This window comes from Halorubrum yunnanense, from assembly GCF_026586675.1.
Lineage (GTDB): Archaea > Halobacteriota > Halobacteria > Halobacteriales > Haloferacaceae > Halorubrum > Halorubrum yunnanense.
The window spans coordinates 29,021-50,615 of record NZ_JAODIX010000028.1 but is presented as its reverse complement, the minus strand read 5'-3'; the positions used below and the strand labels follow the sequence as shown (position 1 = coordinate 50,615).

Genomic DNA, 21,595 nt, shown 5'->3' with positions numbered 1-21,595 from the left:
CATTTCAGGCGGAAACACCCTCTTCCGTGCCGAAATAGGGTGTAGGCAGTCAGAAGTACCTCCGAATCCCGTGCCGCGATAGGAGTGACGGCTGGTTGGCACAGCCAGTAGCCGTCATCGAGGCGTCTACAAAGCTTCAACGTCCCAACCCAGCGGTGCGGTGCCGTGGGAATCTTTTCTCTTCAGGGCGGAGAGGATGTTAAGGACGGCCCTCCTCCAGACGGACGGCCGAACGGGGTCAGCGGAAACCGCGTGCGCGGGACCGGGAAGGCCGACGGGAATCGCCTCGGGAGCGGAGTCCGTGTGAGCGCGACGCTCTCTGTCGGGGCTCACGGAGTGGACCGACCGTACCGGTCCCTCTCACTCCCGCGGCGGGCGGCTCCCCCGCGGACCGCCGACGCTTTACGCGCTCCGGGCGTTAGCCCGCCAATGACCGACGACTGGGTGAGCCTCTTCTCGGGCGGGAAGGACTCCTCATGGGCGCTGTACCGCGCGCTGGAGGAGGGCCTCGACGTCTCGCGGCTCCTGACGGTCCACCCCGCGGGCGACTCGTACATGTACCACACGCCGGCGACGGAGCTCGCCGGACTCGCGGCCGAGAGCGTCGGGGTCGATCTCGTCGAGGTCTCGCCCGACGACTTCGGCGCGGACGACGTCGCCGACGCGGGCGCGCAGGGCGACGCCGAGCTGGAGCCGATGGAGGCCGCGCTCCGGGAGATCGGCGCGAGCGACGGCGTCGACCTCGCCGGCGTCACCGCGGGCGCGGTCGAGAGCGAGTTCCAGACAAGCCGTATCCAAGGGATGTGCGACCGGCTCGGGATCGATCTCTTCGCGCCGCTGTGGCGGGAGGACCCAGTCGCGCTCGCGGAGGCGATGTTCGACGCCGGCTTCGAGATCCGGATCGTGCAGGTGGCCGCCTACGGGCTCGACGAATCGTGGCTCGGCCGGCGCTACGACGCGGGCGCGCTGGCGGAGCTGCTCGAACTGCGAGCCGAGTACGGCGTCCACCCGCTGGGCGAGGGCGGGGAGTTCGAGACGTACGTCGTCGACGGGCCGCACATGGACCGCCGGATCGAGTTCGAGGGCGACGCGGTGTGGGAGGGCGACCGCGGCCGCGTCGAAGTCCGTGACGCGCGACTGGCGTAATTAATCGGTGGAATCTCGGAGCGAGACGGCCGTTACGGCCAGCTACCAGCCTGCTCGTAGGCGTTCACGATCCTCTCGATGGCGACGACGTAGGCCGCGGTGCGGAGGTCGCGGACGTCGCGGCTCTCGTAGGCGTCGATGATCCCGTCGAACGCGTCCGTGATCACGCGCTCGAGCTCCTCGTTGACGCGCTCCTCCGTCCAGCTGAACCGCTGTCGGTTCTGGACCCACTCGAAGTACGAGACGGTGACGCCGCCGGCGTTGGCGAAGATGTCGGGGACGACCGTCACGTCGCGGTCGGCCAGCGCGTCGTCCGCCTCCGGCGTGAGGGGCCCGTTCGCGGCTTCGGCGATCACGTCGGCCTCAACGTCGGCGGCGAGGTCGCCGTCGATCGCGTTCTCCAGTGCCGCGGGCACGAGCAGGTCGACGTCGAGCGTCAACAGCTCCTCGTTCGTGATCGACGCGGCGTCGCCGTAGCCGTCGACGGCGCCCGTTTCGGACTTGTGGTCTTTCACCGCTCGCGGATCGAATCCGTCCGGGTCGTGAATTCCGCCGGAGGAGTCGGAGGCGGCCACCACGTCCCCGCCGAGGTCGTCGATGAGGGCGGCCGCGACCGACCCGGCGTTGCCGTACCCCTGTACTGCGACCGTCGCGCCCGCGAGGTCGCGGCCGAGCCAGTCGAACGTCTCGCGCGCGGCGAGGGCGGTGGAGCGACCGGTCGCCTCGACGCGGCCCTCACTGCCGCCGGAGTCGAGCGCCTTCCCGGTGATGACGCCGGGCGCGGTGGTGTTCTCCAGCGTCTCGTAGGTGTCTTTGATCCAGTTCATCTCCCGCTGACCGGTGTTGACGTCCGGGGCCGGAATGTCGCGGTCCTCGCCGATGATCGGGCGGAGCTCGGTCGCGAGCGCGCGCGTGAGCCGCTCCAGCTCGCTCTCCGAGTACTCTCCGGGGTCGACAGCGATCCCGCCCTTCCCGCCGCCGTACGGCACGTCGACGACGGCGCACTTGTACGCCATCCAGCCCGACAGCGCCTTCACCTCGTCGCGGGTGACGCCGGGGTGGTACCGGATCCCGCCTTTGTACGGGCCGCGGTCGCCGTTAAACTGCGACCGGTACGCGCGGACCGTCTCGAGCGTCCCGTCGTCGAGTTCGAACGTGAGGTTCGTCTCCAGCAGTCGCTCGGGGTTCTTCAGCCGGGTGAGCACTCCCGGCGGCGCGTCGAGGTGCGCCGCGGCGTCGTCGACCTGTTCCTGCAGAGTCTCGAACGGGTTCGCCTGATCAGCCATGGGAAAATGTCCCCGGGGACGGAGGTTAATTGTGACGGACGATCCGCGAGGCCGGGAATCGGCTCGGAGCCCCGGCGATCGGAGGCGGTATCACCGTGGTGGTCGCTACCGCGGATCAAGCCCGGCGGCCGCGGCCCGCTCGACGACCCGCTCCGCCTGCGCGACGAGGGGGGCGTCGATCATCTCGCCGTCGACACTGAACACGCCGCGCCCCTCGCGCTCGGCCTCGTCGCGGGCGTCGAGGATCCGAGACGCGCGTTCGATCTCGTCGGGATCGGGCGTGAACGCCTCGTTGATGGGACCGACCTGCGAGGGGTGGATCGCGAGTTTGCCGTCGTAGCCGAGTCCGAGCGCGAACGCCGTCTCCTCGCGGAGCCCCGCGGTGTCGGAGAAGTCCGTGTACACCGTGTCGAGCGCGTCGACGTCGGCGGCGCTGGCCGCGATGACGGCGTGCTCTCGAGCGTGCAGCACCTCGGTCCCCTCGTCGGTGCGCGTCGCGCCGAGGTCGGCCGCGAGGTCCTCGGCGCCGAAGACCAGCGCGTCGGTCGCCGTCGCGTCGGCGATCGACTCGGCGGCGAGCACGCCGCCCGCCGTCTCGACGAGCGCGAACACCGCGGGGTTGAGCCCGCGGTCGGCACACAGCGCGGCCGCGTCCTCGACCCGGTCCGCGTCCTCGACTTTCGGGAGCATGACCGCGTCGAGTCGGACGGGCGGGTCGGCGTCGCCCTCGGGCGCGGCCGGCGCGTCTCCCCCGACCAGAGCGTCGAGGTCGGCAGCGGGGTCGGTCGCCGTGAGCCGGACGCACGCCTCGGCGTCGGGGTCGAAGTCGGGGTCGGCGATCACGCCGCGGACGGCGGCGCGGGCCTCGTCTTTGCGGCCGGGCGCGACAGCGTCCTCCAAGTCGAAACAGATCACGTCCGCGCCCGTCGCCGGCGCCTTCCGCATGAGTTCCGGGCGGTCGCCGGGGGAGAACAGGAGGCTTCGTCGGGCCATGTCGGGGACTCCTCGCGGTCGCTTATAAAGAACCGGGGCGTCCGGTGTCGCGGACGCGCTCGGAGACCGGAGCGGTACCGATTTGACCCGGCGGGTCGACGGTCGGTCCATGACCGGACGCTACTACGAGGAGTTCGCGGTCGGGGAGACGATCGAACACGCGCGGCGGCGGACCGTGAGCGAGGCCGACAACCAGCGCTTCTGCGACATGACGATGAACCAGCAGCCGCTCCACCTCGACGGCGACTTCGCCGAGGGGACCCAGTTCGGCGAGCGCCTCGTCAACGGGCTGTACACCATGTCGCTCGCGGTCGGCGTGTCGATCCCGGAGACGACGGACGGCACCATCGTCGCGAACCTCTCGTACGACGACGTCGAGCACCCGAACCCGGTGTTCCACGGCGACACGATCCGCGCGGAGTCGACCGTCACCGACAAGCGGGAGACGAGCGACGGGGAGCGCGGGGTCGTCACGATGCACGTCGAGGCGTTCAAGCTGGTCGCGGACGGCGACGACATCCTCGTCTGCGAGTTCGACCGGACCGCGCTCTCGAAAAAGCGGCCGGACGGCGAGTAGCCGGGGCGGGACTCAGTTCGCGTCGCTCGCGTCCTCGCCCGCCAGCAACAGCCCGAGGTATGAGGTGCGGACCTGCTCTGCGCCGTCGAGCCCAAGCCGGTCGAGGGCGGCGAGGGCGTCGTCCCTGACCGCCTCGATCGCGGACTCGTCGTCGACCGCCCGCTCGATCTCGACGAACTCGCCGAGCCCGTCGACCGCGTCGAGCGTCACCGTGAACCCGTCGTACGCCCAGAACTCGCGCCGCTTCTCGACGGTCGCCGCCGGCTCGAAGCCGAGCCCGGAGAGGACGCCGGCCGCCGCCTCGGAGTCGGCCACCTCGGTCTCGTGTTCCGCGCGGGTCTTCGACTCCTCGTCGAGCAGCGGGCCTTTATAAGTGATCTTGGTCGTCTCGGAACCGCTCGATCCGGGCTCTCCGCCCGCCGCGTCGGTAGCTCCGCTCCCGCCCGGAAGCGGCGTCTCGTGACGCATCCGGAGCGCCTCGTCGGTCTCTGCGAAGTCGCGGTGCGGCGCGTCGTAGTAGGCGTCGCGCTGGCGACGCGCGTCGACGCGCTCGGCGCCGGCCCGGCGGAGGCGGTCGCGGACCGCGTCGACGTCGGCCGGGACCTTGATCTCGACCTCGAACATAGTCGGATTCCGGCGGCGGCGTTCTTAAGCGCCGCGGGACGCGGATTTCCCGGATCCGAGGCTCCGCCGGACCGAACCGTGCGCCTTAAGGGTGTAACAGGTGACGTTCAGGGTATGAGCGATCAGGAGCAAGCGGACGCGGCCGAGGACGCCGACGAGGCCGAGACCGAAGCCGAGACCGAGAGCGCCGGACTGGCGGACGGCGACTTCGTGCGTGTCGCGTACACGATCCGGACGGCCGACGACGACCGTGTCATCGACACCACCGACGAGGAGGTCGCCGAGGAGGCCGAGATCGACACCGAGGAGCACGAGTTCGAGCCGCGTGTCATCGCGCTCGGCGCCGGCCACGTGTTCCCGGCGGTCGACGAGGCGTTCGTCGGTGCGGAGGTCGGCGACGAGGGCGTCGTCGACGTGCCCGCCGACGACGCGTTCGGCGCGTACGACCCGGACGAGGTCGAGACCGTCAAGGCCGACAAGATCCCCGAGGACAGCCGCTACCCCGGCGCGCAGGTCCAGATCGACAATCAGCAGGGGTACCTCGAGACGATCATCGGCGGCCGCGCCCGCGTCGACTTCAACCACCCGCTGGCCGGCGAAGACCTCGAGTACGAGTACGAGATCCTCGAAGCGATCGACGACCGCGAGCAGCAGGCCGCCGGCATGCTCGGGATGCACCTCCAAGAGGCGCCCGAGGTCCGCATCGAGACCGTTACGGAAGAAGAGGAGACGGTCACAGAGGACGACGACGGCGAGGAGACCGTCGAGACCGACGAAGTCGAGAAGGACGTCCTCTACGTGACGGCCACCCAGGCGATGCAGATGAACCAGCAGTGGATGTTCCAGAAACAGCAGATCGCGCAGGACCTCATGAGCCGGCTCGACCTCGACCGCGTCGTGGTCGAGGAGGTCATCGAGGGCGGCGGCATGGGCGGTCTCGGTGGGATGATGGGCGGCGGCGGCGCGGGCGACATCGAGGACGCGCTCGAGGACGTCGACGTCGACGCAGACGAGATCGTCGACGAGCTCGACGAGGAGTAACCCCCGTCCGCGGCGCCCCGGTCGAACGACGAACCGATCCCTTTTGAACGACGCTCGACCCACTCAGAGACATGGCAGGCGATCGGGCGACAGCGAGAGACGCGGAGGGCGACTGAGATGGAGGTCGAACGTGCGCGCGACGACGTCGTCGTCGCCGCGAGCGCCGGCGCGACGACGATCGGGATAGCGCTGCTGTCCGGCGTCGCCGGGCTGGTCCGAGTCGAGACGCTGCCGACGCTCGCTCCGCTCGCGGTGTACGCGGTCTACCTCTTCTCGCGGAAGGGCGGCCCGTACGGGTCGCTCGACGAGCCGCGGAACTGGGCGGCCGCGGCGGTGCTCGCCGGCGCGGTCGTCGTCGCGGCCAGCGCGGCGCTGTAGGCCCCGAAACGCAGAGACAGAGAACGGCTAACTCAGGCGATATCGCGGCTCGTGTCGACCGAGACGGAGTCGGTGAGCTTCAGCTTGAGCGGCTCCTCTAACGCCGCGCCGCCGCGGAACTTGGGCACGACGAGCCGGTTGGCTATCTCCGTGCCGGTCACCGTGGTCCGGAGGTCGAAGACGACGTCCGCGACCTGTTCGGTGACGATCCGATTGCGGTCGGGCGCTCCGGCTTTGAGGGCGTGGAGCACCACGAGCCCGCCGGCGTCGGCGACGCGCCGCCGGAGGTCGCTGAGGAACTCGCCGTAGCCCTCGCCGGCCTCCAGCGGGCCGACGGAATCGACGACGACCGTCCCGCCGTCGGGTAGAGCCGCGGCTGCGTCCAACACCGTCGCGAGCGGGTCGTCGCCCGTCGCGTCCCGAACGATCGTCCCGTCGTCGCCGGGCGCCAGGCTCGCTTCCACCGCGTCGGCCGACCGGACCGTCGTCAGGTACCGGCACTCCCGAACCCGGGAGAAGCGGTCCAGAATGAGCTCCGACTGGCTGGCGGGTTCGGCCTTCAGCGCGACGACGCTACCGCTGGGAATGCCGCCGCCGAACTCCCTGTCGAGCACGGAGATTCCCGTCGGGAGCGGCTCCATACGAACGCTGCCGTCTCCGGAGGTTTGGCTCTGTCGGTGCCCGCCGAACGGTGACCGGGCAGCGGGATCGACGGTCACGCGACCAGCCATCGCTCCGCGCCGTACCCGCGGGCGAGCCGCCTCGCGAGGTCGTCGTGTGCCGACCGGACCGCCGGGTCGGAGAGCGGCGACGGTGCCGCGGCCGGAATCCGTCCGAGTACCGGGCAACCGAGCAAGTCGGCGACCGGATCCGGGACGGACGACGCGCGGACGGCGACGACGCCCAGCGGCGGGCAGTCCAACCGACGCGCGATCGCGGCCGTCTTGGCGGCGTCGCGAAGGGCCGACCGCCGGAGCGGCGTCACGAGGAGCGACCGGTCGGCCGCGCGGAGCGGCGCCGCCGCGTCCGGGGACGCCCCAGCCGGACAGTCGAGAAGCGTCGGGGCGTCGTCGGGAATCGCGCTCCGGAGGGCCTCGAACGTCGGGGCGGGATCGACGGCTTCGGGGTCGTCCGGCGCGGCGAAGACCGCGGGCGCCGCTCGGCCCGGCGAAACCGTACCGCGGTTGCGGGCCGCGTCGACGACGGTGCGGCGGTCGCGCTCTCCGGTTGCGCCGGCTCCGTCAGTTACCTCGGCGGCCAGCGGGGCGAGGTTCGGGAGGTCCCAGTCGGCGTCGGCTGCGACCGCGGCCGCGCCCCGCCGAGACAGGGCCCGCGCGAGCCCCAGGGTCGTGGTCGTCTTCCCGCTCCCGCCCTTGCCGCCGGCGACTGCGATCACGGGGTGGGTTGCGTCGCTCTCGGTCATAAGGAACGGGACGGAAACGGACCGGTCGGCCGCGCCGAGTCAGTCCTGACAGCAGCCGCCGGCCTCGCCGCCGAAGTCGACCGCGAGGGGCTCGGAGATGATCTCGTTGACCGTTTCGAGGGTGTCGCTCAGCTCGTCCTGCGCGTCGAGGAACTCCCGCATGACGGGCATCGAGTGGAGCTCGTCCTGTTTCGACTGGACCTTCTGGAGCCCGGAGTTCGTCGCCTGTCCGGTCTCGCGGGCCTGCATGAACTCCGCGCGTAGCTGCTCGAATTCGTCGATCTTCGCCTGGACTTCCTCGTCGCGCTGTACCGCCTCGCGCGCCGCCTCGAAGCGCTCGTACTCGGGGGTTCGGGCGATCCGCTCGCCGAGCTCGCGACCGAGGTCCTCGATCGAGGCCTGTTCGTCGGGGGAGGCCTGTTCAACGCTCATAACTGTTCTTCGGTTCCGAGCGGTTTCAACCTGCCGGAGGTCGCGGTCGCGCGCCGCGATCGCCCGCCGACCCCGGAGTCGCCGCGGGACGGGGCTCGCTTGAGCGCGGAGGGCTCACGCCGTCTGTGACTCGACGAAGGCGACGAGATCGGCCAGCTCCTCCTGCCCGATCCCGTGGCCGCCCGGGTAGCTGCCGCGGGTGACGTCGGCGCCGATCGCCTCGAAGCGGTCGGCGGCCGCGACCGATCGCGACTCGGGGATCACGCGGTCGCCCGTCCCGGCGCCGACGAAGACGGGCTTCCCCTCAATCCCGTCGGGGCCGCGATCGGCGTGCGCGTCCGCGAGGTAGCCGTGGAGGGCGACGACCCACGCGTATCGGTCGGGCTCCTCCAAGGCGAGCGAGAGGCTCGTGATGGCCCCCTGGCTGAAGCCGAGTAACCCGACTCGGTCGGCGTCGAGGTCGTACGCCTCGGCCGCGGCCTCGACGCTCTCGGCGACCAGGTCCAGGCTGCGCCGGAAGTCGGCGGCGTCGGGCTGGCTCTCCTCTAAGCCGCCGGCCGACAGGTCGAGCTCGTACCAGGTGTACCCCCCCTGCAGCGGATCGGGCGCCCGAAGGCTGATCACGTGGAGGTCGTCGGGCAGATGCCGCGCGACGGGCAGCAGGTCCTCCTCGTCGGCGCCGCGGCCGTGGAGGACGAAGACCGCGGGGGCGTTCTCGGGGTCGTCGTCGGGGGCGACGTGGACGTGGTCGAGCGGAATCTCGGGCATGCCTCCTCGGTTCGTCGGCTCGTGGGTTGTATCCGTCGGCCGCGGCAGCGCGGGCGTCGGAGGCCGCGACGGGCGACACCCCCCGACCGGGCCGTACTCGATCCCGAACGATCACGAGAGTTACCGCCGAGCGCGCCGTTTAACCGTCCCCCCGCGTAAATCGACTCCATGAGCGGCTCCACGGAGGGCGACCTCACGAAAACGGGGATGGCCCTGAAACACGACCGCGAGTGGGACTACGAGATCGACCGGATCGTCGAGGCCATCGAGGAGCGCGACGCCACGAAGGTCGGCCTCCAGTTCCCCGAGGGACTGAAGCGCCGCGGCCCGAAGGTCGCGGACGACCTCCGCGAGGTCGCGCCCGACGACGTCACCTTCATGCTGTCCGGACAACCCTGCTACGGCGCCTGCGACCTCGACACGTACCTGATGCGCCGGACGGACGTGTTCGTCCACTTCGGCCACACGCCGATGAAGGAGTCCGACAGCATCGTCTACGTCCCCCTCTTCTCGAACGTCGACCCGTTCCCGATCATGGAGGACGCACTGGACGAGGAGCTCGACGACCCCGAGGAGAACCCCGACGTCGGGCTCGTCACCACGGCTCAGCATATGAACCGGTTCGAGGAGATGACCGACTGGCTCGAGGAGCGCGGCTACGAGGTCCACACCCGCCGGGGCGACGACCGGCTCACCAAGGAGGGACAGGTGCTCGGCTGCAACTACGCCTCCGCGGACATCGACGCCGAGCAGGTGCTGTACGTCGGCGGCGGGAAGTTCCACCCGGTCGGACTCGCGATGGAGCACCCCGAGAAGCGCGTCGTCATCGCCGACCCCGTCAATAACGCGGTCTCGGTCGCCGAGCACGACCAGTTCCTCAAACAGCGGTACGCCTCGGTCCACAAGGCGATGGGCGCCGAGAAGTGGGGCGTCATCTTCTGCACGAAGATCGGGCAGGGCCGGTGGGAGACGGCCCAAGAGATCGTCGAGAACAACGAGAACGCCTACCTGATCACGATGGACGAGGTGACGCCGGACCGCCTCCGCAACTTCGACATGGACGCGTTCGTCAACACCGGCTGCCCCCGTATCACGACCGACGACGGGCCCCGGTTCCACAAGCCGATGTTGACCCCCGGCGAGTACGAGGCCGCGATCGGCGAGAAGCCGCTCGACTCGATCGAGTTCGACACGTTCCACGACACCTGGTAGCCGCCCGTCCGTTCCCTTACTCTCCGCCGACCGCGCTCTCGACGTAGTCGACCGCCTCGGTCGGCGTCTCCACCGCCTCCACGCCGGCCACGTCGTGCGTGTCAAGCCCCGCCACCGGTCGGCCGTGCGCGAGCGCAAGCCCGATCTCCGAGAGCGTGCCGTGCGAGCCGTCGACCGCGACCGCGGCGTCGCCGTTCGCCACGACGAGCGCGTTGCGGGCGTGACCCATCCCAGTCGCGATAGGGACGGTGACGTGCGGGTTCGCGTCCGACCGGCGGTCGGTCGGCAGGACCCCGATCGTCTCCCCGCCGGCCTCGCGCGCTCCGCGACAGACCGCTTCCATCACGCCGCCGAGACCGCCGCAGACGACCGTGTGATCGCGGTTCGCGAGCTGTGCCCCAACTTCCTCGGCGACCGCCGCCGTTGCGGACGAAACCGAACTGCCGCCGATAACGCTGACGCGCATACCGCGGGACGGGCGGCGGATGCATATAAAAGAGCCGGCGATATCGCCGCGCCCTTGGTGAAACCCTTTTAAGTGCTGGGCGTCGACACTCCCTATGACGTACGATACCGTCGTGTTCGACAACGACGGTGTCCTCGTGGGCCGCACGCGCTTCGACGTGCTCCGGGATGCGACCCGGGACGCGTTCGAGGAGTGCGGTATCGAGGAGCCCGATCCGGACGACGTAGAGCGCATGACCATCGGTGCGACCCCCGGCAGCGTGGGGACCGTCTGTCAGACGTACGATCTCGATCCGGGGTCGTTCTGGCGGACTCGCGACGACGTGGTTTCGAAGGCCCAACAGCAGGAGGCCCGCGAGGGGCGGAAGACCCCCTACGACGACCTCGACGAGCTCCAGAGCCTCGACGTGGAGATGGGGATCGTCTCGTCGAACCAGCAGGCGACGGTCGACTTCCTCGTCGATCACTTCGACGGCTTCGAGCGGTTCGGCGCCGCGTACGGCCGTGAGCCCACGATCCACTCCCTCCAGCTCCGCAAGCCGAACCCGCACTACATCGAGCAGGCGCTCGGCGACCTCGACGCCGGCAACGCCCTCTTCGTCGGCGACAACGAGTCCGACGTCCGCGCGGCCGAGAACGCCGGCATCGACTCCGCGTTCATCCGCCGCCCCCACCGCCGCGACTGGGAGCTGAACGTCTGGCCGACCTGGGAGATCGAGCGGCTCTCCGACCTGCACGACATTATCGGGTAAGAGCGGGACGCGGGGCCGCCGGTCGCGGCGACGACACCCACCGACGCCGCTCTCTCAAGCTTTAACTCCGATCGGGAGCTACGCCGCCACAGTGACGAACCCCCCGCCGTGGGCCGACATCTTCGGCCACGCAGAGCCGTACCCCGAGCAGGCCGACGGGATCGACGCCGCGATCGACGCCGCCGAGGACGGCGGCTTCCTCGCGCTGGAGGGCGCGTGCGGGACCGGGAAGACGATGCTCGCGCTCACCGCCGGGCTCGACCGCGTCCGCGACCCCGACTCCGAGTTCGAGCGCGTCTTCGTCCTCACCAGCGTCAAACAGCAGCTCCGCCAGTTCGAGACGGACTTGGACACGATCAACGCGGACCTCCCCGACGAGTACGACCCCGTCTCCGGGCTCACCCTGGTCGGTAAGGCCGACGTCTGCCCGTACGCCCGCGAGAACCGCGGCGGGATCGACCGCGAGAACGTGTACGAGCGCTGCGAGGGGCTCCGGGAGCGCACCCGGAACCTCGTCGGCGACGGCGGCGCGACGACGACGTCGAACCTCGTGAGCGAGGCACAGAGCCAGCAGGTAGGGCTCATGGACTCGGGGAGCGGGACCGGATCGACCGGAGGCGGCTCGGGCGCCGCCGACTACCTCGCTGTCGACGGCGAGCCCACGCCGTACCGACCGGACACCGAAGAGTACGATGGGACCGAGTTCTGTCCCTTCTACGCCGGCTTCCTCGACGACCTCCCGGAGGACGGCGACCCCGCGGAGGCGGTCCCGTTCGACGTGACCGAGCTCGGCCACGTCGACCCGGCCGAACTCGTCCGGCTCGCGGCCGGCCACGGCTCCTGTCCCCACTCGATCATGGGGGCGCTCGTCCCCGAGGTCGAGGTCGTGATCGGGAACTACTACCACGCGTTCGACCCCGTGACGACCGGGACGTTCACCGGGGCGCTGCTGGACGACTCGACGTTCGTCGTCTGCGACGAGGCGCACATGCTCGAACCGCGCGTCCGGGACCTCGTCAGCGACGCGGTCGCCGACGCCAGCCTCCGCGACGCCGAGAACGAGCTCACTCGCGTCGTCCAGCCCCTCTCCTTCGAGACGGCCGGCGCGGAGTCAGACGACGCCGAGCTCGTGCGCGGCGAGCTCGAGGACGCGGACGTGACCGTCGAAGAGATCGAGTCCGTCCGCGAGTTCTACGCCGACCTCCGCGGCGAGCTCGACCGTCGGGTGACCGAGCGGCTCGACCGCGAGCGGCCCGACTGGCGGGCGTCGATGCGCGAGCTCGACGACGACGAAATCGCGCTCCGCGACCCGGAGGAGCCCGCGGAAGACAAGATCACGGCGTGGGCGAAGCGGGAGGGGTACGGCGACCGCGTCTGGGCCCGCGCGGAGCAGGTCGGCGCGGTCGTCAAGCGCGTCCTCGACTCGCTCGAGGACGAGGACAAGAAACGCGCCGCGCCCGGCGTTGGCCGCACCCTCAACGCGTGGTACCGCGAGGACCACGAGGAGTTCTTCCGGGCGATCGACCTCGAACGGACCTGGGACGAGACGGCACCGCCGGACTCGTGGCGGCGCGCGTACAACGCGAGCCTCGCACTGTACAACTGCCTCCCGAGCGAGCCCATCGGCGACCGGCTCGCGGAGTTCGGCGGCGGCGTCCTCATGAGCGCGACGCTGGAACCGATGGACGTGTTCCGCGAGGTGACCGGGCTCGACCACCTCGAAGCGCAGGGGCGGCCGGTCGTCGAGCGGACGTACGGGCTCTCGTTCCCCGAGGAGAACCGCGCCGGCCTCGCGGTCGACGCGCCGAAGTTCACCCACCAGAACCGCGGCGCGCCCAGCGAGCGGAACGACACGCGACTGGCGCACCTCGACGCGACCGCGGCGGTCGCCGGCCGCGAGGGGAACGTGCTCGTCGGAACGCCGAGCTACGCGGAGGCGACGTGGATGGCCGAGTCGCTCTCGGAGCGGCTGGAGAAGCCGGTCTTACTCGACGAGTCCTCGGGTGACCGCGCCACGGAGTCGCTGAAAGACGACTTCTTCGCGGGCGACGGGAAGGTCCTCGTGACCAGCCTCCGCGGGACGCTCACCGAGGGCGTCGACTACCGCGGGGACCGCCTGTCCGCAGCCGTGGTCTGCGGGGTCCCGATCATCAACACCGCGCGCCCCCGGACGCGAGCGGTCATCACGGCGTACGACCGGCGGTTCGAGTCCGGGTTCGAGACCGCGCTCACGGTGCCGGCGGTCCGGAAGGCCCGACAGGCCGTCGGTCGGGTTATCCGCGGGCCCGACGAGCGCGGGGTTCGGGTCCTCTTGGACGCGCGGTACGCACGCGACTCGTGGAACGGGGTCCGCGAGTACCTCCCCGAACACGAGCGCGAGGAGTACCAGCCCGTGAGCCCGGACATGCTCGGCCTCGCGCTCGACCGCTTCGAGCGGAGCGCCGGGAGCGACTGAAAGCAGTGGCTACCGCTCCGAGCGAGGCGGTATGCACGTCGTAACTAATCCCGGTGAGGACGGTAACTGGGGTATGAGTTCACAGCGATCGCGGGCCGACCGCCAGTACCACGTCGTCTGTCGGGAGTGCGTCGTCGAGAAGCTGTTCGAGAGCGCGGACGACGCGGCGGCGGCGAAGCTCGAACACGCCAAGGAGACCGGCCACCAAGTCGTCGTCGGACGAGTCAAGTAGCCGCCGGCCTCGCGGCCGGCCGACCCCCGCTCACGGTTCGCGGACGTTCGGACGAACCGTGGGTAGCGGAACGGTACAGCCGGTAAAACGGTGGCGTCAGTCCGCTCAGTTCTCGCGGCGGGCGAACGCGAGGCTGCCCGAGACGTTCTTGATGTACGCTTTGACCGTCTCACCCTCCTGTGCGCCGGGGACGAAGACGGTGTACTCGCCGCGCTCGGCGACGCCGTCGCCCTTGCGCCCGGTGCCGACGATCTCGAGCTCGTACGTCTTGCCCGACTCGATGGCCTCCTCCTGGCGCTGCGTGTTCGAGGTGTTCTGCTTCGCGACCGGTCGGAAGGCCCCGCAGGCTTCACACCGGAGCATCGGGGTGCGGTTCTCGGTCTCCAGCCGAGTGTCCGGCAGGCCGCACTCCGAGCAGGTGACGAACGACTCGATGTACGAGTCGATCGCGGCCTGGAAGTCGCGGTCGCGGAAGTTCCCGCTGTAGCGGGCGCGTCCCGACTCGTACTGGCCCGCGGTCCCCAGCTCCTGCTGGATCTTCGAGTGGACGTGCTCGGGCTCGCGGCTCAGGGCGTCGGCGATCGCCGAGAGGTTCGTCAGTCGGGTGAACGCGCCGTCCTTCTGCGTCTCCGGGTCGGGCACCGACAACCGCTCGTCGGAGCCGCCGAGGTCCGGTACCTCCTCCATTGCGCGGTCGAGGCTCGATTCGTAATCCATACCCGACGGAACGCCGGGGCGACGGAAATCGCTTCCGGGTTCCGAAGCGGCACCGCGGGTGCGCTCTCAGTCGAGTCCGCGTTACAGGACAGACGCGACCATAGCGACAAGGAGGGCGATTCCGAGTAGCACACCGAGCACTGCGAGCACGTTCCGCTTCGGCGCGTTGGGCGCCATACCGGGGACGCGCTCCGAAAGCAATCGGTGCGCCTCCGGTAGAGACGCGCGGCTCCAAGCCGGCTCCGTCTTGTCACCTCTCGTTTCCCTATCGGCCACGTGCCAAACGACAGGTGCGTTACGGTTAGTTATACCTGTGGTACCGCGTTAATATCGGAATACCAGTCCGCTCGTCGCAAATTACTGGCGTTTCGGATCTACGCGTCCGGAACCCAGAGCGGACGAGAGCTCTGTTGAGACGTCCGTGCGCTTCCGACTCGGCTCCGAGACCGACGCCGTATTCCTCACGGACGCACGCGAGACGGTGGCTGAACCTCTCGGACGCCCGGAAGTCGTGCGGCTTCTGGTTCACCTCCTTCGGCTGGCGGTTCCGGGAGGCCCCGGGACAGCGCCTGTGGCGCGTCCCTCGCCGGCGACCGCTCAGGCGGCACGGTCCGAATCTCCGAGACGGCGAGTCCGTTCGTGTCGGTCACCGTGAGTCGAACGTCGAACCGCTCGTTGCGCGCGTGTTTCACCCGGAGCTCGTCGGTCTCGGCCGCTTGCGACCCGCCGACGTTCGTTCGGGCCGAGTCTCGGACGCGTCCGCGTCGGCCGACGGCCGCCTCGACGTCGGGGCGGTCGTCTTCGGGGACACGGGGAATCGGACCATCTCGCTTACCTGTCGGGCGGGATTCTGAGATCCCGCCCGCTCCGTGCGTCTGACTCTGTGAGGGGCTCTCGCCGTACGAGTCATGCCGAGTTCTGACTCTCGGAGAGCGGAGCGCACGGAAATCAGTCGGCACCTAGGTGTCGAAGAGAAGTAGCGGGAGGGAGATTTGAACCACGGTCACTCCGCTTCGCTCCGTTCCCTGGTTCAAATCTCCTCCGGGGCTATCTCGTCGACGACGCTTTCACACCTCGCTCCGCTCGGCGTTCACTGTCGTCGACAAAAGATAGCGGGAGGTAGATTTGAACTACCGATCTCCGGGTTATGAGCCCGGCGGAATCTCCTGGCTATCCCATCCCGCTATCAGAGTAAAACCCCGTGCGACTGTTAAGGGTTCTGATCCCGTCGCCCGTGTGCGATTCGGCCACGCACGACTTATATACCGACCGCGCCGGAATCCCCGGGGCTCGGTCGGCGCCGACGGCGAGGGAACCCGCTTCAGTCGGCGGCGTACCGCTGACGGATCCGAAGTGTGGCGAGCGCCCCGAAGACCAACGCGACCGGGAGCGCCGCGTCGGCGGGGTCACCGGAGAGCGCGCGGCCGGCGGTCAGTCCCGCCATCAGGGCGAAACACAGCGACATCAGTCCCGCGATGGGAACCACGTACGCTTCAACGAACATCGTCCGACCGGATCCGTCGCTCATGGATACCCCCTGGACGGGGGGCGGCGTAAAACGGTTCCGCGGCGGGTCATCGATGCGCGAGCAGCCGAGCGAGGCCGTGGGCCGCGCCGAGCACGCACAGCCAGCACGCCGCGAACGCGGTCACAGCGGCGAGCGAGACCGCGATGGGCCGGGGGCCGGCTACCGCCGTCAACACTCCCGTCGCCGTCACGAGAGCCGCCGCAGCCGCGCCGAGAGCGCCGCGGGCGGCTCGATGCGGGGGAGCCCGTCCCGGCGTGTTGGATCGTCGCGCTCCGCCCTTCCGTCTCTCGCTCCGTCGCACGGGGGCGCTGGCCCCGGTATCGCTCCTAAAGCTCGGGACCGCCGGGGAGGCGTCGGCGAGGGCTTTTGAGCCGACACCGCGTAAGGGGCGTATGCCTCCTCGCGAGCCGTCCTACCGAACGCTCCGGCTGCTGTGCGCGAACGGCGCCGGGATTGTCGGATTCCTCCTCGCGTACGCGATCGGTGGGATGTTCGCGACCGCGATCGCCGCTGGGCTCGTCGTCGCGGCCTTGGGCTACGTCGCGTCGAGCGCGGTCGTCGAGTACGCGGGCGGGTGACGAACCGGAACGGTCGCCGTGTCGAGGGTCGATCCCGGTCGACCGAAACGAGTCAGAGTCGCGGACCCGAGGGTATCGGAGTCGCCGTCGGACGAAGGGTGAGAGAAGAGGCGCCTCAGAACGCGCCGGGGTAGACGCTGACGTCGGCGTGGAGCCCCTCACGCAGCGCGCTGTGGACGTGGCAGATCCCCTCGGCGCGCTCGGCGATGTCGGACGCGGTCTCGTCGTCGAGGTCGGCCTCGACGTGGACGTCGAAGGAGACCGCCTCCAGGTCGTCGTCCTCGTCGAGGGCGGCGCTCGCGTCGATCTGGATCTTCCCGAGGTCCTCCTCGCCGCGCTGGCTCCCGCCGACCCGGAAGGCGGGGAGATAACAGGAGGCGTACGTCGCGACGAGCGCGGCGTTCGGGTTCGGGCCCGTCTCGTCGGTCGCGTCGATCTGCAGGTCGAACTCGCCGACCTGGCTCGTGCAGGCGTACCCCTCTTCGGAGACCGTGGACGTCTCGATGTGTGGCATACGCTTCGACGGACGGCTCGCCCCGGCCTAAAGGTTGCCATCAGCCGACTCCGCGTTGGCGGTCGCACTCGGAAGGGCGGGCGGACCGAAGACCGGCTACGGCTCCAGCGTGTACGTCTCGTCGCCTTCGAGGACGACGGGCTCGGCGGCGGCGCCCGCGGCCTTCACCTCGTTGACGAACTCCTGCGTCTCGATCTCGATCGCTCCGAACGAGTCGTAATGCATCGGGAACACGACGTTGGCGCCCACCCAGTCGGCGGCGATGCCGGCGCCCGCGGGTCCCATCGTGAAGTGGTCGCCCGCGGGGATCGCGGCGGCGTCGGGCTCGAGGTACGGCGCGATCACGTCGACCATCTCGGACATCAGGCCGGTGTCGCCCGCGTGGTAGAACGTCGTGCAGTCGGGGTCCGACTCCTGAGTCGGCTTCTTGTCGCCGATGACGAAGCCGGCGGGCATCCCCGCGGAGTAGTCGGGGTCGTTGTCGATCCCGTTCGAGTGGTCGGCGCGGACCATCGTCACCCACGCGTCGCCGCACTCGGCGGTCCCGCCGATGTTCATCCCCATCCCACCGACGGCGTCCTCGTGGCCGAAGTTGTCCTGGGCGTAGGCCGTCAGCTCGGGGGTGGCGACCACGGTCGCGTCCTCGTAGCTGCCGGCGTCGGCGATGTGGTCGCTGTGGCCGTGCGTGAGCAGGAGGTAGTCGGGGTCGAGCGCCTCCGGGTCGACGTCGGTTTTCGGGTTGTCGAAGAACGGATCGATCAGCAGCTCCGTGTCGTCGACGACAACGTGCCACGTCGAGTGGCCGTGCCAGGTGAGTTCCATGGTACGTCCCGATGCTCTCGGCGAGCCGTAATAAAAGTCGACGCCGCGGAACCGCGCTCGCGCGGCGTCGTCCGGGTCGTCAGCGAATGGGAATCAACACCGCTCCGACCGAACCGATCCGTAATGCCTTCCGAGGGGACCGAGAGCGGGAGTGAGCCGCCCGGCGCCGTCCGGCAACCCTTTTTAAGCACCCGCCCGATTGGGCCCACATGCACCACGCACGGTTCCGCGACCCGGCCGGCTCGATCCGCGAGGGGACGTACGACCCCGAGAGCGACGCCGTCGCCTTCGGCGGCGAGGAGTACGCGCTCGACGACCCCGCGATCGACGTGCTCCCGCCGGCCGACCCGACGAAGATCGTCTGTATCGGGCGCAATTACGCCGACCACGCGGCGGAGCTCGGCAACGACGTGCCGGACCGCCCGCTCCTCTTCTTGAAGCCGCCGAACGCGCTGGCGGGCCACGGCGACACGGTCACCGTCCCCGAGGGGAAAGACCGGATCGACTGGGAGGCGGAGTTGGCGGTCGTGATCGGCGAGCAGTGCAAGGCGGTCGACGCGGACGACGCGATGGACGTCGTCGCCGGCTTCACCTGCATGAACGACGTCTCGAACCGCGACGACCAGAACCGAGAGCAGAACTGGGTGCGCGGCAAGGCGTTCGACAACGCCGCGCCGCTCGGCCCCGTGATGGCGACGCCGGACGAGGTCCCCGCGGACGCGAGCGTCGAGCTCCGGGTGAACGGCGAGACGAAGCAGTCGAGCGACCGCGGGCACCTCATCTTCGACGTCCCGACCCTGATCGAGGAGATCACGACCTACCTCACCTTAGAGGCCGGCGACGTGATCGCGACCGGGACCCCGGAAGGCGTCGGCGCGCTTTCCGACGGCGACACCGTCGAAGTCGACATCGAGGGCGTCGGGGCGCTCGAACACGACGTGCGGATCCCCTGAGCGAGCGACTGAACGCTCGCCGTCCGGCGCTCCCTGCGCCCCGGTCGCACACCGGGTTTCCGATGAACGCGGACCGTCTCGCCGGGCGGCCCGAACGTCGCGGAGACGTCCGCTCGTCCGGGGTCGCCGACGGGGTGCGGCCGACGCGACCCCCACCGAACGCGAACAGAAGCCAATGTCACGAAACGACGCGTCCTCAGACGCGACCCCGGCCGTTGTCGCGGCGCGAGCCGCCGACGAGCGGCCGGACACGACCGAGATACGCGAGCTGGCCGCGGCGGCCGGCTACGCAGTCGTCGGCGAGGTCACCCAGCGGCGCCGGGAGGACCCGACCTACGGGCTCGGCCGCGGCAGGGCCGAGGACCTGATGCGACTCGCGGCCGATACCGACGCCGAGGCGGTGATCTACGACGGGAGGCTGTCGCCGGGACAGACCTTCTCGCTCGGCGATCTGCTCCCGACCGGGACGGCGGTGATCGACCGGCCGCGGCTCGTGTTGGGGCTGTTCGCCGACGCGGCCGACTCGCGGGCGGCCGACCTCCAGTCGGAGCTGGCGCGGCTCCGGTACGAACTCCCCCGCCTCCGCGAGACCGTCGCCCGCGACGCCGACGAGACCGTGCGACTCCGGCCCGAGGGCGACGGCCGGGTGCGCGACCTCGAACGGCGGGTCGAGTCGGCGGAGCGCGCCCTCGACGAGATCGTCGACGACCGGGCGGCGCGTCGGGCCGAGCGCCGGGCCGCCGGGTTCGACTTAGTCGCGCTCGCGGGGTACGCCGGCGCCGGGAAGTCGACGCTGGCGCGCCGTCTCGCCGACGAGGCCGGCGGTGCTCAAGGGGGAGACGGCGGTGTTCAAGAGAGGAACGGTGGCACTCGAGAGGGGGACAGCCGGGAGCCGGCCAACGACGCCGGTGACCCGAGTGAGCGCTCCCTCGGGACGGTATCGACCGCGACCCGTCGAGCGACGATCGGGGGGCGCCGGACCATCCTCACCGACACGGTCGGCTTCGTCGACGGACTCCCGCACGAGGCGGTGGGCTCCTTCGAGGCGACCCTCGACGCGGTGCGCCGGGCCGACTGCGTGGTGCTCGTCACCGACGCGAGCGACGATCCGGCCGCTCTCCGTCGGAAGCTCCGGACGGCCCTGTCGGCGACCGAGGCGACCGACGGCCCCGTGATCCCCGCGTTGTCGAAGGCGGACGCGGTCGGCGACGACCTCGCCGGCGCGGTCGAGGCGTACGAGTCCGTCGTCGCGGACCTCGACCCCCGAGAGGCGCCGGTCGTCGACTCCCTCCGGCCGCCGGTCGCGGTGAGCGCCCGCGACGAGACGGGGATCGACGACTTAGTGGACGCGGTCAGCGAGGCGCTCCCGACGGCGACGGCGACCGTCCGGGCGCCGAACGGCGGCGACACGCAGGCCGCGCTGTCGTGGGCGTACGACCGAGGTGTCGTCGCGGACGCGGAGTACGGGAGCGAGGGCGTCGCCATCGAGCTCGCGGGACGCCCCGCGGTCGTCGCCGAGGCGGAACGGCGGCTCGGCGGCGAAGGCGGAAGCGGCGGGGACCGTGACGGAGACGGCGAGGACTCGCGCGGCCCCCGAGACCGCCCTTAACACCGGTCGGCCCCCGAGACCGCCCTTAACACCGGTCGGCCCCCGAGACCGCCCTTAACACCGGTCGGCCCCCGAGACCGCCCTTAACACCGGTCGGCCCCCGAGACCGCCACTGATCTGGGCCGGCTCCCAAGACCACTCTTAAGACCGGCCGTCCCGGACGAACGGGCATGCAACCACGCGATCTCTCGGACCACTCGCCGTACGTTCCGGGCCGGGGCGTCGAGGAGGTCGCCCGCGAGCGCGGGATCGACCCCGACGAGCTGATCAAGCTCTCCTCGAACGAGAACCCGCACGGCCCCAGCCCGGCCGCCGTCGAGGCGATCCGGGAGCACTCCGACCGGGTCCACCAGTACCCGAAGTCCTCGCACACAGACCTCACCGCGAAGATCGCCGAGAAGTGGGGCGTGGAGACGGAACAGGTGTGGGTCTCGCCCGGTGCCGACGGCTCGATCGACTACCTCGCGCGCGCCGCGCTGGATCCTGGCGACGAGGTGCTGGTGCCGAGCCCCGGCTTCGCCTACTACGGGATGTCGGCCCGGTACCACCACGGCGAGGTGACGGAGTACGAGCTCTCCCCGGACGACGGCTTCGCGCAGGACGCGGAGACGGTCCTGCGCGCCTACGGCGGCGAGCGGATCGTCTACGTCACCTCCCCGCACAACCCCTCGGGATCGACGATGCCGACGGACGAGATCGAGGCGATCGCGGACGCGACCGCCGAGGAGACCCTCGTCGTCGTCGACGAGGCGTACGGGGAGTTCGCCGCGGTCGACAGCGCGATCCCGCTCGTCGACGGGCGCGACGACGTGGCGGTGCTCCGCACGTTCTCAAAGGCGTACGGGCTCGCCGGGCTCCGAATCGGGTACAGCGTCGTCCCGGAGCCGTGGGGCGAGGCGTACGCGCGAGTCAACACCCCGTTCGCGGCGAACGAGCTCGCCTGCCGAGCCGCGCTCGCCGCCCTCGACGACGAGGGCCACGTCGACGAGTCGATCGAGTCGGCGCGGTGGGCCCGGGAGTACATCGCGGAGGAGCTGGACGCGCCCACGGTCGAGTCGGCCGGGAACTTCGTGCTCGCGGAGGTCGGCGA

24 protein-coding genes and 1 tRNA gene are annotated in these 21,595 nt (G+C 70.3%); 12 read left to right on the top strand and 13 right to left on the bottom strand.

From position 1 onward, the window contains the following. Positions 1–429: 429 nt before the first annotated feature. Positions 430–1,146, top strand: a complete 717-nt coding sequence (locus N5096_RS06460; protein WP_267663494.1) for a diphthine--ammonia ligase — start codon at positions 430–432, stop codon at positions 1,144–1,146. Positions 1,147–1,178: 32 nt separating this feature from the next. Here N5096_RS06460 and N5096_RS06455 read toward each other — a convergent pair whose 3' ends face one another. Continuing rightward, positions 1,179–2,432 carry a Glu/Leu/Phe/Val family dehydrogenase gene (locus N5096_RS06455; protein ID WP_267663493.1) on the bottom strand — a complete coding sequence of 418 codons (1,254 nt, stop codon included), beginning with the start codon at positions 2,430–2,432 and terminating at the stop codon, positions 1,179–1,181. A gap of 105 nt (positions 2,433–2,537) precedes the next feature. Next, positions 2,538–3,425, bottom strand: coding sequence for an HpcH/HpaI aldolase/citrate lyase family protein (locus tag N5096_RS06450; protein WP_267663492.1), 888 nt, complete (start codon positions 3,423–3,425; stop codon positions 2,538–2,540). 82 nt (positions 3,426–3,507) lie between these two features. Here N5096_RS06450 and N5096_RS06445 point away from each other — a divergent pair, with 82 nt between their 5' ends. After that, positions 3,508–4,002, top strand: a complete 495-nt coding sequence (locus tag N5096_RS06445) for a MaoC family dehydratase (protein WP_343218071.1) — start codon at positions 3,508–3,510, stop codon at positions 4,000–4,002. Positions 4,003–4,014: 12 nt separating this feature from the next. Here the strand turns inward: N5096_RS06445 and cyaB are convergent, their stop codons facing one another. After that, positions 4,015–4,626, bottom strand: coding sequence for a class IV adenylate cyclase (gene cyaB / locus N5096_RS06440; protein ID WP_267663490.1), 612 nt, complete (start codon positions 4,624–4,626; stop codon positions 4,015–4,017). Between the two features lie 114 nt (positions 4,627–4,740). On the opposite strand from cyaB, the gene N5096_RS06435 reads away from it, so the two are divergent. Then, entirely contained in the window at positions 4,741–5,667 is a 927-nt protein-coding gene (locus tag N5096_RS06435) for an FKBP-type peptidyl-prolyl cis-trans isomerase (RefSeq protein ID WP_267663488.1), read from the top strand. A 117-nt stretch (positions 5,668–5,784) separates the two neighbouring features. Continuing rightward, the gene (locus N5096_RS06430) at positions 5,785–6,045 is read left to right on the top strand and encodes a DUF8049 family protein (RefSeq protein WP_267663487.1); all 261 of its coding nucleotides are present in this window, start codon (positions 5,785–5,787) and stop codon (positions 6,043–6,045) included. 32 nt (positions 6,046–6,077) lie between these two features. Here the strand turns inward: N5096_RS06430 and N5096_RS06425 are convergent, their stop codons facing one another. From N5096_RS06425 to N5096_RS06410, 4 genes are all read right to left on the bottom strand, one after another. Then, positions 6,078–6,686: an RAD55 family ATPase gene (locus tag N5096_RS06425; protein ID WP_267663485.1), complete on the bottom strand. Its 609-nt coding sequence runs from the start codon at positions 6,684–6,686 to the stop codon at positions 6,078–6,080. Between the two features lie 74 nt (positions 6,687–6,760). Next, positions 6,761–7,441, bottom strand: coding sequence for a nucleotide-binding protein (locus tag N5096_RS06420; RefSeq protein WP_267663600.1), 681 nt, complete (start codon positions 7,439–7,441; stop codon positions 6,761–6,763). Between the two features lie 66 nt (positions 7,442–7,507). Further along, positions 7,508–7,900 carry a YlbF/YmcA family competence regulator gene (locus tag N5096_RS06415; RefSeq protein ID WP_267663483.1) on the bottom strand — a complete coding sequence of 131 codons (393 nt, stop codon included), beginning with the start codon at positions 7,898–7,900 and terminating at the stop codon, positions 7,508–7,510. Between the two features lie 114 nt (positions 7,901–8,014). Further along, complete coding sequence (locus tag N5096_RS06410; RefSeq protein ID WP_267663482.1) at positions 8,015–8,668, bottom strand: alpha/beta hydrolase; 654 nt, start codon at positions 8,666–8,668, stop codon at positions 8,015–8,017. A 168-nt stretch (positions 8,669–8,836) separates the two neighbouring features. Here N5096_RS06410 and dph2 point away from each other — a divergent pair, with 168 nt between their 5' ends. Next, on the top strand, positions 8,837–9,880 hold the full coding sequence (gene dph2 / locus N5096_RS06405) for a diphthamide biosynthesis enzyme Dph2 (RefSeq protein ID WP_267663481.1): 1,044 nt from the start codon (positions 8,837–8,839) through the stop codon (positions 9,878–9,880). 16 nt (positions 9,881–9,896) lie between these two features. Here the strand turns inward: dph2 and N5096_RS06400 are convergent, their stop codons facing one another. Then, a complete protein-coding gene (locus tag N5096_RS06400) occupies positions 9,897–10,346 on the bottom strand; it encodes a TIGR00725 family protein (RefSeq protein WP_267663480.1) in 450 nt (149 codons plus the stop codon). A gap of 94 nt (positions 10,347–10,440) precedes the next feature. Between N5096_RS06400 and N5096_RS06395 the strand changes: the two genes are divergently transcribed. The 3 genes from N5096_RS06395 to N5096_RS06385 all read left to right on the top strand — a co-directional run bounded on the left by N5096_RS06395 (position 10,441) and on the right by N5096_RS06385 (position 13,784). Next, the gene (locus N5096_RS06395) at positions 10,441–11,097 is read left to right on the top strand and encodes an HAD family hydrolase (RefSeq protein WP_267663479.1); all 657 of its coding nucleotides are present in this window, start codon (positions 10,441–10,443) and stop codon (positions 11,095–11,097) included. A gap of 91 nt (positions 11,098–11,188) precedes the next feature. Beyond that, complete coding sequence (locus tag N5096_RS06390; RefSeq protein WP_267663478.1) at positions 11,189–13,552, top strand: ATP-dependent DNA helicase; 2,364 nt, start codon at positions 11,189–11,191, stop codon at positions 13,550–13,552. A 73-nt stretch (positions 13,553–13,625) separates the two neighbouring features. Further along, positions 13,626–13,784 carry a hypothetical protein gene (locus tag N5096_RS06385; RefSeq protein ID WP_267663477.1) on the top strand — a complete coding sequence of 53 codons (159 nt, stop codon included), beginning with the start codon at positions 13,626–13,628 and terminating at the stop codon, positions 13,782–13,784. Positions 13,785–13,889: 105 nt separating this feature from the next. Here N5096_RS06385 and N5096_RS06380 read toward each other — a convergent pair whose 3' ends face one another. The 3 genes from N5096_RS06380 to N5096_RS06370 all read right to left on the bottom strand — a co-directional run bounded on the left by N5096_RS06380 (position 13,890) and on the right by N5096_RS06370 (position 16,029). After that, positions 13,890–14,501 carry a translation initiation factor IF-2 subunit beta gene (locus tag N5096_RS06380; protein WP_267663476.1) on the bottom strand — a complete coding sequence of 204 codons (612 nt, stop codon included), beginning with the start codon at positions 14,499–14,501 and terminating at the stop codon, positions 13,890–13,892. 1,110 nt (positions 14,502–15,611) lie between these two features. Then, positions 15,612–15,686 (bottom strand) — tRNA-Met (locus N5096_RS06375). A 136-nt stretch (positions 15,687–15,822) separates the two neighbouring features. Further along, positions 15,823–16,029, bottom strand: a complete 207-nt coding sequence (locus N5096_RS06370) for a hypothetical protein (protein ID WP_267663475.1) — start codon at positions 16,027–16,029, stop codon at positions 15,823–15,825. Between the two features lie 392 nt (positions 16,030–16,421). Here N5096_RS06370 and N5096_RS06365 point away from each other — a divergent pair, with 392 nt between their 5' ends. Beyond that, positions 16,422–16,607, top strand: a complete 186-nt coding sequence (locus tag N5096_RS06365) for a hypothetical protein (RefSeq protein ID WP_267663474.1) — start codon at positions 16,422–16,424, stop codon at positions 16,605–16,607. A gap of 115 nt (positions 16,608–16,722) precedes the next feature. Here N5096_RS06365 and N5096_RS06360 read toward each other — a convergent pair whose 3' ends face one another. Further along, entirely contained in the window at positions 16,723–17,121 is a 399-nt protein-coding gene (locus N5096_RS06360) for an OsmC family protein (RefSeq protein WP_267663473.1), read from the bottom strand. Between the two features lie 96 nt (positions 17,122–17,217). Beyond that, positions 17,218–17,943, bottom strand: coding sequence for a metal-dependent hydrolase (locus N5096_RS06355; protein ID WP_267663472.1), 726 nt, complete (start codon positions 17,941–17,943; stop codon positions 17,218–17,220). 209 nt (positions 17,944–18,152) lie between these two features. Between N5096_RS06355 and N5096_RS06350 the strand changes: the two genes are divergently transcribed. The 3 genes from N5096_RS06350 to hisC form a co-directional block, all read left to right on the top strand. Then, positions 18,153–18,896, top strand: coding sequence for a fumarylacetoacetate hydrolase family protein (locus N5096_RS06350; RefSeq protein WP_267663471.1), 744 nt, complete (start codon positions 18,153–18,155; stop codon positions 18,894–18,896). A 175-nt stretch (positions 18,897–19,071) separates the two neighbouring features. Further along, positions 19,072–20,505 (top strand): HflX-like GTP-binding protein, encoded by a 1,434-nt coding sequence (locus N5096_RS06345; protein ID WP_267663470.1) that lies wholly within the window; start codon positions 19,072–19,074, stop codon positions 20,503–20,505. 170 nt (positions 20,506–20,675) lie between these two features. Further along, a partial coding sequence (gene hisC / locus N5096_RS06340) for a histidinol-phosphate transaminase (protein WP_267663469.1) occupies positions 20,676–21,595 on the top strand: 920 nt, incomplete at its 3' end.

Bases quoted from the DNA above. Each gene is read 5' to 3' on its own strand.
- N5096_RS06450 (WP_267663492.1), bottom strand. From the start codon at position 3,425: ATGGCCCGACGAAGCCTCCTGTTCTCCCCCGGCGACCGCCCGGAACTC.
- N5096_RS06345 (WP_267663470.1), top strand. From the start codon at position 19,072: ATGTCACGAAACGACGCGTCCTCAGACGCGACCCCGGCCGTTGTCGCG.
- N5096_RS06395 (WP_267663479.1), top strand. From the start codon at position 10,441: ATGACGTACGATACCGTCGTGTTCGACAACGACGGTGTCCTCGTGGGC.
- N5096_RS06385 (WP_267663477.1), top strand. From the start codon at position 13,626: ATGAGTTCACAGCGATCGCGGGCCGACCGCCAGTACCACGTCGTCTGT.
- N5096_RS06425 (WP_267663485.1), bottom strand. From the start codon at position 6,686: ATGGAGCCGCTCCCGACGGGAATCTCCGTGCTCGACAGGGAGTTCGGC.
- N5096_RS06400 (WP_267663480.1), bottom strand. From the start codon at position 10,346: ATGCGCGTCAGCGTTATCGGCGGCAGTTCGGTTTCGTCCGCAACGGCG.
- cyaB (WP_267663490.1), bottom strand. From the start codon at position 4,626: ATGTTCGAGGTCGAGATCAAGGTCCCGGCCGACGTCGACGCGGTCCGC.
- N5096_RS06410 (WP_267663482.1), bottom strand. From the start codon at position 8,668: ATGCCCGAGATTCCGCTCGACCACGTCCACGTCGCCCCCGACGACGAC.
- N5096_RS06360 (WP_267663473.1), bottom strand. From the start codon at position 17,121: ATGCCACACATCGAGACGTCCACGGTCTCCGAAGAGGGGTACGCCTGC.
- N5096_RS06430 (WP_267663487.1), top strand. From the start codon at position 5,785: ATGGAGGTCGAACGTGCGCGCGACGACGTCGTCGTCGCCGCGAGCGCC.
- N5096_RS06455 (WP_267663493.1), bottom strand. From the start codon at position 2,432: ATGGCTGATCAGGCGAACCCGTTCGAGACTCTGCAGGAACAGGTCGAC.
- dph2 (WP_267663481.1), top strand. From the start codon at position 8,837: ATGAGCGGCTCCACGGAGGGCGACCTCACGAAAACGGGGATGGCCCTG.
- N5096_RS06380 (WP_267663476.1), bottom strand. From the start codon at position 14,501: ATGGATTACGAATCGAGCCTCGACCGCGCAATGGAGGAGGTACCGGAC.
- N5096_RS06350 (WP_267663471.1), top strand. From the start codon at position 18,153: ATGCACCACGCACGGTTCCGCGACCCGGCCGGCTCGATCCGCGAGGGG.
- N5096_RS06355 (WP_267663472.1), bottom strand. From the start codon at position 17,943: ATGGAACTCACCTGGCACGGCCACTCGACGTGGCACGTTGTCGTCGAC.
- N5096_RS06460 (WP_267663494.1), top strand. From the start codon at position 430: ATGACCGACGACTGGGTGAGCCTCTTCTCGGGCGGGAAGGACTCCTCA.
- N5096_RS06435 (WP_267663488.1), top strand. From the start codon at position 4,741: ATGAGCGATCAGGAGCAAGCGGACGCGGCCGAGGACGCCGACGAGGCC.
- N5096_RS06370 (WP_267663475.1), bottom strand. From the start codon at position 16,029: ATGAGCGACGGATCCGGTCGGACGATGTTCGTTGAAGCGTACGTGGTT.
- N5096_RS06365 (WP_267663474.1), top strand. From the start codon at position 16,422: ATGCCTCCTCGCGAGCCGTCCTACCGAACGCTCCGGCTGCTGTGCGCG.
- N5096_RS06415 (WP_267663483.1), bottom strand. From the start codon at position 7,900: ATGAGCGTTGAACAGGCCTCCCCCGACGAACAGGCCTCGATCGAGGAC.